Below are 12663 nucleotides of genomic sequence, written 5' to 3' on the forward strand. Positions count from 1 at the left end.
CCTTCTGTGCCGCGCCGCTGGACCGCGATGCCGGTGACCCGGCCGCAATCCCTCGCGCGGCGCGCCGGACGGCAAAGGCGATACTTTAGCGCACCTTGGCGGCCGGGCTCGGGCCGCTGCCTGCCGACTCCCCGGCCGCCGGCAGCGGCCACGCGTGGCGCATCCAGGCGAATACCAGCGCGCCCAGCGCCAGTGCCGCCGCGGCGCACGCCAGCGAACCGGCGAAGCCGCCGCTGCGCGCCACCAGCGCGGTCGCCAGCGGCGGGCCGGCGATCTGGCCGAGGCCGTAGGACGCGGTCATCAGGCCCATCAGCCGCGGTGCCTGCGGCCCCCACAGCCGCCGCGCCTCGCGCATCGCGAACGCCACCAGCGCGGTGAACGGCAACCCCGCCAGCAGGCTGCTGAGGGCAAAACCGGCGACGCTCGGCGACACCACCGCGAGCGCCACGCCCAGCGCCTGCATGCCGTACAGCAGCGCCAGCAGCTTGCGATTGTCGTGCCCCATGCTGACGCGCGTCGCCAGGAACGCGCCCACTGCCACGCCCGCGCCGAAGATCGGCCAGAACAGGTCGGCCCACACCGTGCCGGGCAGCGCCTGGCGCGCGATCACCGGCAGGAAGGTCGCGGTGATGATGTAGCCGAAGCCGGCCAGGCCGTAGGCCAGCGTCAGCATCCAGGCCTCGGCATCGAGCCGTGCCGTGCCGGTATCGATATCGGCCCCGGCCTCCCCCGCAGACGGCACCGCTGCCGTCACCGCGGCCGGCGCGATGAAAATGCGCCAGACCGCCGCCACCAGCACCACCGCCAGCGCGGTGAAGGCCAGCCAGCCATGGTCCGCATGCCAGCCCGCGCCGACCATGCCGGATACGCCCAGCCCGGTGACCACGATGCCCAGGCCGGGGCCGCAGAAGATCAGCCCGGCCAGCTCCGGCCGGCCCAGCTCGGCCAGCCGCTGCAGGCACCAGGCGGCGGTGTAGACCATCGCCAAGGCGCTGGCCACGCCCGCGGCCGCGCGCCACAGCGACCACGCCGGCATGCCGCCCGGCAAGGCCATGCCCAGCGTCAGCAGCACCGTGGCCACCAGGCCCCAGCGCACCATGCGCGCCGCATCGGGCTGGATAAACATGCACACCGCGGCGCCGACGAAGTAACCGATGTAGTTCACCGTCGCCAGCCAGCCGCCCTGGTCCAGCGTGACCGTGCCGTCATGCAACATCATCGGCAGCAACGGGGTGAAGGCGAAGCGGCCGATGCCCATCGCCACCGCCAGCGACACCAGCCCGGCCAGCGCCACCGCGAGCGGGCCGGCCTCTCGGCGTGGCGCGGCGGCCGCCACGCGCGGGGCGGGGTGTTCGGGCTCGAGGGGGCGGGGGGTCGGCATGAGCAATGGACGGTGGTGGCAGCGGTTGCGCTGCGATTTCTGTATGCTACGCTGCCATAAGCATCTTGAAACATGAATTATCAAGATGCCAGCCATTCTGAAATCTGATGAAAAACTGTGGGGCCGGGCCATGGATCTTGCCGCGCTTGAAATTTTCCGCGCCGTCGTCGAAGCCGGCGGCGTCACCCGCGCGGCCGAGCGGCTGCACCGGGTGCAGTCCAATGTCACCACCCGCATCCGCCAGCTCGAGCAGTCGCTGGGGGTCGAGCTGTTCGTGCGCGACGGCCGCCGCATGGTGTTGACGCCGTCGGGGCAGACCCTGTTCGACTACGCCTGCCGCATCCTGACGCTGACCGAAGAGGCGCGCCACGCGGTGTTGCCGGCCCGTCCGCACGGCCGGCTGCGCATTGCCTCGATGGAAAGCACCGCCGCCAGCCGCCTGCCCCAGGTGCTGGCCGCGTATCACCAGGCCTGGCCCGAGGTGCAGCTGGAACTGGTGACGCTGGCGACGCGGCAGGCGTTCGACGCGCTGGCGCGCTTCGAGGTCGACTGCGCCTTTGTCGCCGAGCCACTGGCCGACCCGGCGCTGCGCGCGGCGCCGGTGTTCGAGGAGGAGCTGGTGGTGATCACGCGCGAGCACCATCGCCCGGTGCGCGGCGCGGCAGACCTGGAGGTGCCGACGCTGCTGGCGTTCGAGCCGGGCTGCAACTATCGCGCGCGGCTCGAGACCTGGTACGGCAGCGGCCCCGCGCCCACGCCGCGCGTGCTGCAGCTCAGCTCCTACCATGCCATCGTCGCCTGCGTCGCGGCCGGCATCGGCGCGGCAATCGTGCCGCGCTCGGTGCTGGGCCTGTATCGCGACCTGCCCGCCATCCGGCAGCACAGCCTGGGCGCCGCGGGCCGAGTGCGCACGCTGCTGGCGTGGCACCCGTCGATGGCCAGCGCCGCGCTGCATGCGCTGGTCGAGGCCCTGCCCGAACTCACGCCCGCACCGCCCGGCTCGGCCGGGCCTGAACTGGCGGCGGCCTGAGCGCGCTGGCCTGCGCGGCGCGTGCAAGATGTGCCCGGTGGCCTACACTTGAAGTGGCGCCACCACGGCACCTTGCCTGCCCTGCTCCTGCCATGAACCCTGCCTCCGCGTTGCTGCGGGCTTTCCGGCTGCTGTCCAGCCTGGCGCTGGCATGCTGCGCGCTTGCCTTCGGCGGCAGCGGCGCCGCGGCCCCGCCGGCTGGCACGGCCACCGCCACCGCGCCGGTGTACGTGATCCCGCTGAAAGGTGCGGTCAGCCCGGCCAGCGCCAGCTTTATCCTGCGCGGCATGGCGCGCGCCCGCGAAGCCGGCGCGCAGCTGGTGGTGCTGGAAATGGACACGCCCGGCGGGCTGGATGCGTCGATGCGCGACATCATCCAGGCGATCCTGGCCTCGCCGGTGCCGGTGGCCAGCTATGTCTCTCCCGGCGGCGCGCGCGCGGCCAGCGCCGGCACCTACATTCTCTACGCCAGCCACCTCGCGGCGATGGCACCGGGCACCAACCTGGGCGCGGCGACGCCGGTGCAGGTCGGCATCGGCGGCCCGCAGAAACCCGACGCCCTGCCCGGCGCCAGCCCCGCCTCGGCACCCGCCAGCGCGCCCGCCAGCGGCGACGCCATGGCGCGCAAGCAGCTGCACGACGCCTCGGCCTATATCCGCGGCCTGGCGCAGCTGCGCGGGCGCAACGCCGAATGGGCCGAGCGCGCGGTGCGCGAATCGGTCAGCCTGTCGGCCGACGAAGCGCTGGCGCAGCGCGTGATCGATGTGGTCGCGGCCGACCTGCCGGCGCTGCTGCGCCAGCTCGACGGGCGCAAGCTGACCACCGCCGGCGGCAAGGCCAGCACGCTGCAGACCCGCAACGCCCCTTCGGTGACGCTGGAGCCGGACTGGCGCAACCGCTTCCTGGCCGTGATCACCGAGCCCAGCGTGGCGCTGTTGCTGATGATGATCGGCATCTACGCGCTGATCTTCGAGTTTTCCACGCCGGGCATGGTGGTGCCCGGCATCGTCGGCGCGATCTGCCTGCTGCTGGCGCTGTTCGCGCTGCACATGCTGCCGGTCAACTACGCCGGGCTGGCGCTGGTGGCGCTGGGCATCGGCTGCATGGTGGCGGAGCTGTTCCTGCCTACCTTCGGCGCGCTGGGGGTCGGCGGCATCATCGCCTTCGCCTTCGGCGCGGTGATGCTGATCGACACCGACGTGCCGGGCTTCGGCGTGCCGCTGCCGATGGTGGCGGCGATGTCGGCGCTGTCGGCGGTGTTCGTGTTCGGCATGTCGGCGATGCTGGTGCGCTCGCGCAAGCGGCCGGTGGTCAGCGGCGCCGACACCCTGGTCGGCAGCCGCGGCGAGCTGCTCGACGACCTGCGCGAGGAAGGCTGGGCCAGCGTGCGCGGCGAGACCTGGCGCGTGCGCAGCGCCACGCCGCTGGCGCGCGGCACGCCGGTGCTGGTCACGGGACGCAGTGGCCTGGTGCTCGAAGTCATCGCCGCCGGCAGTGCGCCGGCCTCCTCTTCCCAACCGACCCCCGACAAGGGAGCCTGACCATGGCCTACGGATTCAGCTTCGGCGGTGTGATCTTCCTTCTGGCACTGCTGGTGATCACCTCGTTCCGCGTGCTGCGCGAATACGAACGCGGTGTGGTGTTCATGCTCGGACGGTTCTGGAAGGTCAAGGGCCCGGGACTGGTGCTGCTGATCCCGGCGGTACAGCAGATGGTCCGGGTCGACCTGCGCACGGTGGTGATGGATGTGCCGCCGCAGGACGTGATCTCGCGCGACAACGTCTCGGTCAAGGTCAATGCGGTGGTGTACTTCCGCGTGGTCGATCCCGAACTGGCCATCATCCAGGTGGCGAACTTCCTCGAGGCCACCAGCCAGCTGGCGCAGACCACGCTGCGCTCGGTGCTGGGCAAGCACGAGCTCGACGAGATGCTGGCCGAGCGCGAAAAGCTCAACCTCGACATCCAGCAGGCGCTCGACGCGCAGACCGACGGCTGGGGCATCAAGGTCTCCAACGTCGAGATCAAGCATGTCGACCTGAACGAAACCATGATCCGCGCCATCGCCCGCCAGGCCGAGGCCGAACGCGAGCGGCGCGCCAAGGTGATCCATGCCGAAGGCGAATTGCAGGCCTCGGAGAAGCTGCTGGAAGCGGCGCAGATGCTGGCGCGGCAGCCGCAGGCGATGCAGCTGCGCTATATGCAGACGCTGACGCAGATTGCGGGGGACAAGAGTTCGACCATCGTGTTTCCGCTGCCGATCGATTTGCTGACGACGCTGCGGAGCGCCACGGGAAATACGGAGAAGTAGGAAAGCAGAAGGGGCGCCCGCTGGCGCCCCTTCTGCTTGGCTTCACAAACGTTAGCGCATCAGATCTTCGCCGCCACCCATTCGCTGACGCCCGCCAGCGCCTGCGGCAGCTTGGCCGGCTCGGTGCCGCCGGCCTGCGCCATGTCCGGGCGGCCGCCGCCCTTGCCGCCCACCTGCTGGGCGACAAAGTTGACCAGTTCGCCGGCCTTGACCTTGCCGGTGGCATCGGCGGTGACGCCGGCGATCAGGCTGACCTTGCCGTCGGCGACCGCGCCCAGCACGATGGCGGCGCTCTGCAGCTTGTCCTTGAGCTTGTCCATGGTCTCGCGCAGGGCCTTCACGTCGGCGCCGTCCAGCTGCGCGGCCAGCACCTTCAGGCCCTTCACGTCGACCGCCTGCGCCGCCAGCTCGTCGCCCTGCGAGGCGGCCAGCTTGCTCTTCAGGCGCTCCAGCTCCTTCTCCAGCGCGCGCACCTGGTCCTGCACCTGGCCGATGCGCGGCACCAGCTCGGAAGGCTGCGCCTTGAGCACGGCGGCGGCTTCGTTCAGCCTGGCGTCGAGGCCCTGCAGGTAATGCAGCGCATTGTCGCCGGTGATGGCTTCGACACGGCGGATGCCAGCGGCGACGCCGCCTTCCATCACGATCTTGAACAGGCCGATATCGCCGGTGCGGTGCACGTGGGTGCCGCCGCACAGTTCCTTCGAGGTGCCGATCGACAGCACGCGCACGTCGTCGGCGTACTTCTCGCCGAACAGTGCCATCGCGCCGCTCTTGACCGCGTCGTCGAACGGCATGATCTCGGCCTGCGTGTCTTCGTTGCGCAGGATCTCGGCGTTGACGATCTCTTCGACCCGGCGGATCTGTTCGTCGGTCAGCGCGGCGTTGTGCGAGAAGTCGAAGCGGGTCTTGTCCGCATCGACCAGCGAGCCCTTCTGCTGCACGTGGCTGCCCAGCACTTCGCGCAGCGCCTTGTGCATCAGGTGGGTGGCCGAGTGGTTGCGCACGGTGCGCGCGCGGCGCAGCGCGTCGACCTGCGCCGACACGGCATCGCCCACCTTGAGCGCGCCGCCCGCCAGCGTGCCCTGGTGGCCGAACACGTCGGCCTGGACCTTGGTGGTGTCGGCCACGGCGAAGACTGCATTGCCGGCCTTCAGCAAGCCCTGGTCGCCGGCCTGGCCGCCGGACTCGGCGTAGAACGGCGTGTTGTCGAGCACCACCACGCCGGTCTGGCCGGGCTGCATGGTGTCGACCGCGGCGCCATCCACATACAGCGCCGTGACCTTTGCCTGCGGCAGTTCCAGCTTCTCGTAGCCATGGAACACGGTCTTGTCGCCGGTGTACTCCAGGCCGGCGGCCATCTTGAACTTGCCGGCGGCGCGCGCCTGCTCGCGCTGGCGGTTCATGGCGGCGTCGAAGGCGGCCTCGTCCACGCCGATTTCCTGTTCGCGGCACACGTCCTGGGTCAGGTCCAGCGGGAAACCGAAGGTGTCGTGCAGCTTGAAGGCGAGTTCGCCGTCCAGCGTCTTGCCGCCCTTGAGCTTCAGGTCGGCCAGCGCGGCGTCGAGGATCGCCATGCCGTTCTCGATGGTCTCGAAGAAACGCTCTTCCTCGGCCTTCAGCACTTCGGTCACGCGCGACTGGGCCTCGGCCAGTTCCGGATAGGCCTGGCCCATCTGCTCGACCAGGTCCGGCACCAGCTTGTGGAAGAACGGGGTCTTCTGGCCCAGCTTGTAGCCGTGGCGGATGGCGCGGCGGATGATCCGGCGCAGCACATAGCCGCGGCCTTCGTTGCCCGGGATCACGCCATCGACGATCAGAAACGCGCACGCGCGGATATGGTCGGCGATGACCTTCAGCGAGTTCTGGTTCAGGTTGTCGATATGGGTCTCGCGCGCGGCGGCCTTGATCAGCGCCTGGAACAGGTCGATCTCGTAGTTGCTGTGCACGTGCTGCAGCACCGCGGCAATGCGCTCCAGGCCCATGCCGGTGTCGACGCACGGCTTGGGCAGCGGCGTCATGTTGCCCTGCTCGTCGCGGTTGAACTGCATGAACACCAGGTTCCACACCTCGATGTAGCGGTCGCCGTCTTCCTCGGGCGATCCCGGCGGGCCGCCCCACACGTCGGGGCCGTGGTCATAGAAGATCTCCGAGCACGGGCCGCACGGGCCGGTGTCGGCCATCTGCCAGAAATTGTCCGAGGCGTAGCGCGCGCCCTTGTTGTCGCCGATGCGCACGATGCGCTCGGCCGGCACGCCGACTTCCCTGGCCCAGATGTCGTAGGCCTCGTCGTCTTCCGCATAGACCGTGACCCACAGCTTTTCGGCGGGCAGCTGGTAGGTCTTGGTCAGCAGTTCCCATGCGTACTGGATCGCTTCGCGCTTGAAGTAGTCGCCAAACGAGAAGTTGCCCAGCATCTCGAAGAACGTATGGTGGCGCGCGGTGTAGCCCACGTTCTCGAGGTCGTTGTGCTTGCCGCCGGCGCGCACCGAGCGCTGCGACGAGGTGGCGCGGCTGTACGGGCGCTTGTCGGTGCCGAGGAACACGTCCTTGAACTGCACCATGCCGGAATTGGTGAACAGCAGCGTCGGGTCGTTCGCCGGCACCAGGCTGGACGAGCGGACCACGGTATGGCCCTTCGATTCGAAGAACTGCAGGAACTTGCTGCGAATGTCTGAGACTTTCATGGGATGGCGGACGCTTGCCCCGGTGTGGCCGGGCGCGACGAATCAGTATGGGATTTGCAAACCGTTGATTATACGGGCAAGGCAGGCCGTCGGGCAGGTCAGCCACGGCGTCCGGGAAGCGGCCGGCTATCGCCCTGAATCCCATGATCTTGGGATACGCATAAATCACTTGCGGCATCAACGCCGGTTTGCCGGTGGTACAGTGCAGCCAGCCCGCGCCGCCCCGTTTCCTGGGCGTGCCGACCACCCGCATTCCGGATCCGATCCCCGCCTTACCTCTGCCTCGAATACCGCCATGGGAGCCTTAAGCCATCTCCGCGTCCTTGACCTGACCCGCGTCCTCGCAGGGCCGTGGTGCGCCCAGAACCTTGCCGACTTCGGCGCCGACGTGATCAAGATCGAGCGCCCCGGCGCCGGCGATGACACCCGCACCTGGGGCCCGCCCTGGCTGAAGGACGAAGACGGCCGCGACACCGCCGAGGCCGCCTACTACCTGGCCGCCAATCGCAACAAGCGCTCGGTCACGTGCGACATCAGCACCCCGGAAGGCCAGCAGATCGTGCGCGACCTGGCGGCGCAGAGCGACGTGGTGCTGGAGAACTACAAGGTCGGCCAGCTGAAGAAATATGGCCTGGACTACGACTCGCTGAAGCAGGTCAAGCCGGACCTGATCTATTGCTCGGTCACCGGCTTCGGCCAGACCGGCCCCTACGCCGCGCGCCCGGGCTACGACTTCATCATCCAGGGCATGGGCGGCTTCATGAGCCTGACCGGCGAGCGCGACGACCTGCCCGGCGGCGGCCCGCAGAAGGCCGGCGTGGCGATTTCCGACCTGATGACCGGCCAGTACGCCACCATCGCCGTGCTGGCGGCGCTGGCGCACCGCGACCGCACCGGCGAAGGCCAGTACATCGACATGGCGCTGCTCGACGTGCAGGTGGCGATGCTGGCCAACATGAACACCAACTACCTGGCCAGCGGCCAGGCGCCGCGCCGCTGGGGCAACGCGCATCCGAACATCGTGCCCTACCAGACCTTCCAGGCCGCCGATGGCTGGATCATCGTCGCGGTCGGCAACGACGGGCAGTTCCGCAAGTTCGTCACCGACGGCGGCAAGCCCGAGCTGGCCGACGACCCGCGCTTTGCCACCAACCCGCAGCGTGTGGCCAACCGCGACGTGCTGGTGCCGATCCTGGCCGAGATGGTGCGCCCGCGCACCCGCGCCCAATGGATCCGCGACCTCGAAGCCGCGGGCGTGCCGTGCGGTCCGATCAACACGCTCGACGACGTGTTCGAGGACGACCAGGTCAAGGCGCGGGGGCTGCGCGTGGACCTGCCGCACCCGAGCGCGGGCGAGGTCAAGCTGGTCGGCAGCCCGATCAAGATGAGTGCGACACCGCCGCAGGCGCTGCGCCATCCCCCGCTGCTGGGCGAGCACACCGACACGGTGCTGGCCGAGACCCTGGGCTACAGCGCGGCGCAGATCGCCGCACTTCGCGCAAAAGGGGTGCTGTAAGATTCTCCTCCTGCCCGCGGCGGGCCAGCCGGCCGCGGGTGCTTTCCGGAAGTCCAGTCCCCACTGAAGTACTTTCCCCGGCCCGCGCCTTTGCGCGCGCCCGTGCAAAGCGAAGGAGAACCCATGCTGACCGACGCCGTCCTCGCCTTCCTGCATTTCCTGGCGATCTTCGTCCTGATCACGCTGATGGCCGCCGAGGCCGTGGCGCTGCGCCCGGACCTGACCCCGGCCACCGTGCGGCGCCTGTCGCTGTACGACCTGTTCTATTTCCTGTCGGCGATGCTGGCGCTGGCCACCGGCCTGCTGCGCCTGTTCTACGGCGCCAAGGGCGCGGACTTTTACCTGCACAACCCGTGGTTCCACGCCAAGATGGGCGTGTTCGTGCTGATCGCGCTGTGCTCGCTGCCGCCGACCTTCGCCATCGCGCGCTGGCGCAAGCAGGCGCGCAGGCTGCCCGATTACGTGCCGCCGCCGTCCGAGATCAAGGCGGCACGGCGCTGGGTCATGATCGAATCGCACCTGGTGATCCTGCTGCCGCTGTGCGCCGTGATGATGGCGCGCGGCATCGGGGCCCGCTGAGAATCCTATCCTCCTGTACTCCGCAACATGCTGAAGAAACTGCTTGCCGCCGCGCTGACCGCGGCCCTGGTGCCGGCCGCCGCCGTTGCCGCCACCAATGCCTACCCGACCAAGCCGGTCCGTTTCGTGGTGCCCTACCCGGCCGGCGGCCCGCTCGACACCGTGGCGCGCGCCATCGGCGACAAGCTGCGCGACAGCCTGGGCCAGCCCGTGATCGTGGAAAACAAGCCCGGCGCAGGCGGCAACCTGGGCGCGGACTACGTTGCCAAGCAGCCCGCCGACGGCTACACCATCGTGATGGGCGCGGTGGCCACGCACGCGATCAACCCGACGCTGTTCAGCAAGATGCCGTATGACCCCGTGAAGGACTTCGCGCCGGTCACGCTGGTTGCCGACGTGCCCAACGTGCTGGTGATGCACCCGGGCAAGGCCGCCGAGCTGCAGATCAACAACGTGCGCGACCTTGTCGCGTATGCGCGCAAGAACCCCGGCAAGCTGGACTACGCCTCGGGCGGCAACGGCAGCGCCGGCCACCTGTCGGGCGAGCTGTTCAAGAGCATGGCAAAAGTCAGCATGGTCCATATCCCTTATAACGGCGCGTCGCCGGCGCAGTTGTCGGTGCTGTCGGGGCAGACCGACCTGATCTTCGACAACCTGGCCTCGGCCTCGGCCAATATCAAGGCGGGCAAGCTCAAGGCCTTCGCCGTCACCACCGCCGGCCGCGCCGCATCGTTCCCGGACCTGCCGACCATTGCCGAGGCCGGCAAGGGACTGGGGCTGGAAGGCTTCGACATCTCGACCTGGTTCGGCGTGTTCGCGCCGGCCAACACGCCGCGCGAAATCGTCGAACGGCTCAACCACGACATCGTGGCGATCCTGAAGACCGACGACATGAAGGCCCGCCTGGCCCGCATCGGCGCCCAGCCGGCACCGACCACGCCGGAGCAGTTCGCCGCGCTGATCCAGAAGGAACTGAAGAAGTATGCGCAGATCGTGAAGGTGTCGGGAGCGAAGGTCGACTGACCTCCGCCATCAAGAGGGAGCGCGCGATCACGCGCGCTCTCTGCTCCGCTCCCCCTTGCGCCGCCGCCCCCACAGCTTCCCGCCGGAATCCCCCTCCAGCCGCGGCAGCAGCAATCCCACCTGCACAATCTGCGCGCCCTCCATGCGCGTCACCGTCAGCGGCAGTCCGGCGATCTCGACGCTGTCGCCCTCCACCGGCGGCGACGTGAACGCGCGCTGCATCGCGCTTTCCAGCGTCAGCGGCTCTTCGTCCGGCGTCAGTTCGCGCGTGCCGTAGAGCGCGGCCACGTCGCGCAGCGGCGCGTCGCCCGACAGCAGGAAATCGTGCGAGACCTGTTCCCAGGTGGGTGCCCGGCCCGGCGTCTGGAACAGCGCCGACAGCAGCGGCAACGAGACCGTCGGTCCCAGCACGCAGACTGCATCGCCGGCGCGCAAGACCGTCTGGGCCGGGTCGGCCAGCGCGTCGTCGCGCGCCACCGTCAGCAGGCGGCAGCGCGGCGGCAGTTCCAGCTGGTCGGCGCGCACGCTCTCGACCGGCGCGTTGGGGCCGACCTCGAACTGCATCACTTCCAGGATCGGCGCGCGCGTGCCGCGCAGGCGCGAGCGCGCCAGCGGCTCGGGGTAGCCAGGGCGCAGCACGCGCGCCAGCCGCGCCGCCACCGCCACGGTGGTGCCCTGGAACAGCAGGCTGGCCAGCACCACCGCAAAGGCAAGGCGGAACAGCAGGCCCGACTGCGGCACCTCGCGCAGCAGCGGGAACAGCGCCAGCACGATCGGCACCGCGCCGCGCAGCCCCATCCAGGCAATAAAGCCGGTCTCGCGCGCATTGAAGCGGAACGGCAGCAAGGCCAGCCACACCGCCACCGGCCGTGCCACCAGCATCAGGAACGCCGCCACCGCCACCGCGGGGCCCGCGACTTCCCAGATCCGGTGCGGCGCCACCAGCAGGCCCAGCAGCAGGAACATGGCGGACTGCGCCAGCCACGCCATGCCGTCCATGGCGCGCATGGTGTCGGCGGTGACGGCGCGCTCGCGGTTGCCGATCAGCATGCCGGTCAGGTACACCGCCAGGAAACCGCTGCCGCCGGCGGTCTGCACGATGGCAAAGACCATCGCGCCGCCCGAGCACAGCAGGATCGACTGCAGCCCTTCGGCCACGCGCGTGCGCTCCAGCACATTGGCCAGGCAATAGCCAAGCCCCAGCCCGAGTACGCCGCCCACGCCGAACTGCACCAGCAGGCGCAGCACCAGGCCCAGCGGCGTCAGGCCCTCGGGCGCGGTCAGCCATTCGATCAGCGTCAGCGTCAGGAAGATCGCCATCGGGTCGTTGATGCCGGACTCGATCTCCAGCACGCTCGCGACCCGGTCCTTGAGCCGGATGCCGCTGCTGTTGAGCGTCGAGAACACCGCGGCGGCATCCGTCGAGCCGACGATGGCCCCCAGCAGCAGCCCCAGCCGCCAGTCGATGCCGAGCAGCCAGGCGGCGAAGAACCCCACCAACGCGGCCGTCACCAGTACCCCGACCGTGGCCAGCGACAGCGACGGCCTGAGCGCCACGCGGAAGGTGGCAAGCCGGGTGCGCAGCCCGCCATCGAGCAGGATGATGGCCAGCGCCAGGTTGCCCACCAGGAAACTGAGCCAGGTATCGGAGAAGCGGATACCGCCGGGGCCGTCGACGCCGGCCAGCATGCCCACGGCCAGAAACACCAGCAGGAACGGCACGCCAAAGCGCGCCGAGAACGCGCCCAGCACGATGCCCAGCGACATCACGACGGCGCCGAGCAGGATGACATGGTCGATGCTTTCCAAAACGCTCCTTGTGTTGCCCGGGGGGATGCGCCTGCGGAAGCTTTCAGGAACTTTCAGAACCTTTCAGAACCCTTCCGCCGCAGCGGCCGCGGCGGCGCGCCAGACCGTTCCGGATGATAGCGCAGCGGCCCGGGCCGCTACCCGCCAGGCCGCCTGCAGCTTGGCGCAGCGGCACTTTTAAGCGTGCTCTCACTAGGGGATACCCGAACCATGACCCCATTTGCAGACATCTGAAAGGTAGCTGAAAGGTCGCCCCCTTACCTTCCACCCTGCCCGCCGGAAGGCCTCCGGAATTCGCTGCATTGATGCAACGCAACAAACGCAACACCGAGG

General features: G+C 69.4%; 9 protein-coding genes. 6 read left to right on the forward strand and 3 right to left on the reverse strand.

Features of this window, described 5'->3' with window-relative positions:
• Positions 1 to 85: 85 nt before the first annotated feature.
• Positions 86 to 1381, reverse strand: a complete 1296-nt coding sequence (locus ACEI37_RS22555) for a YbfB/YjiJ family MFS transporter (RefSeq protein ID WP_373378228.1) — start codon at positions 1379 to 1381, stop codon at positions 86 to 88.
• A gap of 130 nt (positions 1382 to 1511) precedes the next feature.
• Here ACEI37_RS22555 and ACEI37_RS22560 point away from each other — a divergent pair, with 130 nt between their 5' ends.
• The 3 genes from ACEI37_RS22560 to ACEI37_RS22570 all read left to right on the forward strand — a co-directional run bounded on the left by ACEI37_RS22560 (position 1512) and on the right by ACEI37_RS22570 (position 4719).
• Positions 1512 to 2411: a LysR substrate-binding domain-containing protein gene (locus ACEI37_RS22560; RefSeq protein ID WP_373378229.1), complete on the forward strand. Its 900-nt coding sequence runs from the start codon at positions 1512 to 1514 to the stop codon at positions 2409 to 2411.
• Positions 2412 to 2503: 92 nt separating this feature from the next.
• Positions 2504 to 3952: a nodulation protein NfeD gene (locus ACEI37_RS22565; protein WP_373378230.1), complete on the forward strand. Its 1449-nt coding sequence runs from the start codon at positions 2504 to 2506 to the stop codon at positions 3950 to 3952.
• Positions 3953 to 3954: 2 nt separating this feature from the next.
• Positions 3955 to 4719, forward strand: coding sequence for a slipin family protein (locus ACEI37_RS22570; RefSeq protein ID WP_111521980.1), 765 nt, complete (start codon positions 3955 to 3957; stop codon positions 4717 to 4719).
• Between the two features lie 59 nt (positions 4720 to 4778).
• Here ACEI37_RS22570 and alaS read toward each other — a convergent pair whose 3' ends face one another.
• Positions 4779 to 7403 (reverse strand): alanine--tRNA ligase, encoded by a 2625-nt coding sequence (alaS, locus tag ACEI37_RS22575; protein WP_373378231.1) that lies wholly within the window; start codon positions 7401 to 7403, stop codon positions 4779 to 4781.
• A gap of 295 nt (positions 7404 to 7698) precedes the next feature.
• Between alaS and ACEI37_RS22580 the strand changes: the two genes are divergently transcribed.
• The 3 genes from ACEI37_RS22580 to ACEI37_RS22590 all read left to right on the forward strand — a co-directional run bounded on the left by ACEI37_RS22580 (position 7699) and on the right by ACEI37_RS22590 (position 10521).
• The gene (locus tag ACEI37_RS22580; RefSeq protein ID WP_373378232.1) at positions 7699 to 8919 is read left to right on the forward strand and encodes a CaiB/BaiF CoA transferase family protein; all 1221 of its coding nucleotides are present in this window, start codon (positions 7699 to 7701) and stop codon (positions 8917 to 8919) included.
• 123 nt (positions 8920 to 9042) lie between these two features.
• The gene (locus tag ACEI37_RS22585) at positions 9043 to 9498 is read left to right on the forward strand and encodes a DUF2214 family protein (protein ID WP_373378233.1); all 456 of its coding nucleotides are present in this window, start codon (positions 9043 to 9045) and stop codon (positions 9496 to 9498) included.
• Between the two features lie 27 nt (positions 9499 to 9525).
• The gene (locus ACEI37_RS22590; protein WP_373378234.1) at positions 9526 to 10521 is read left to right on the forward strand and encodes a tripartite tricarboxylate transporter substrate binding protein; all 996 of its coding nucleotides are present in this window, start codon (positions 9526 to 9528) and stop codon (positions 10519 to 10521) included.
• Positions 10522 to 10548: 27 nt separating this feature from the next.
• Here ACEI37_RS22590 and ACEI37_RS22595 read toward each other — a convergent pair whose 3' ends face one another.
• A complete protein-coding gene (locus ACEI37_RS22595; protein WP_373378236.1) occupies positions 10549 to 12330 on the reverse strand; it encodes a potassium/proton antiporter in 1782 nt (593 codons plus the stop codon).
• Positions 12331 to 12663 lie beyond the last annotated feature (333 nt).

The organism is Cupriavidus nantongensis, from assembly GCF_041726985.1.
GTDB classification, from domain to species: domain Bacteria; phylum Pseudomonadota; class Gammaproteobacteria; order Burkholderiales; family Burkholderiaceae; genus Cupriavidus; species Cupriavidus nantongensis_A.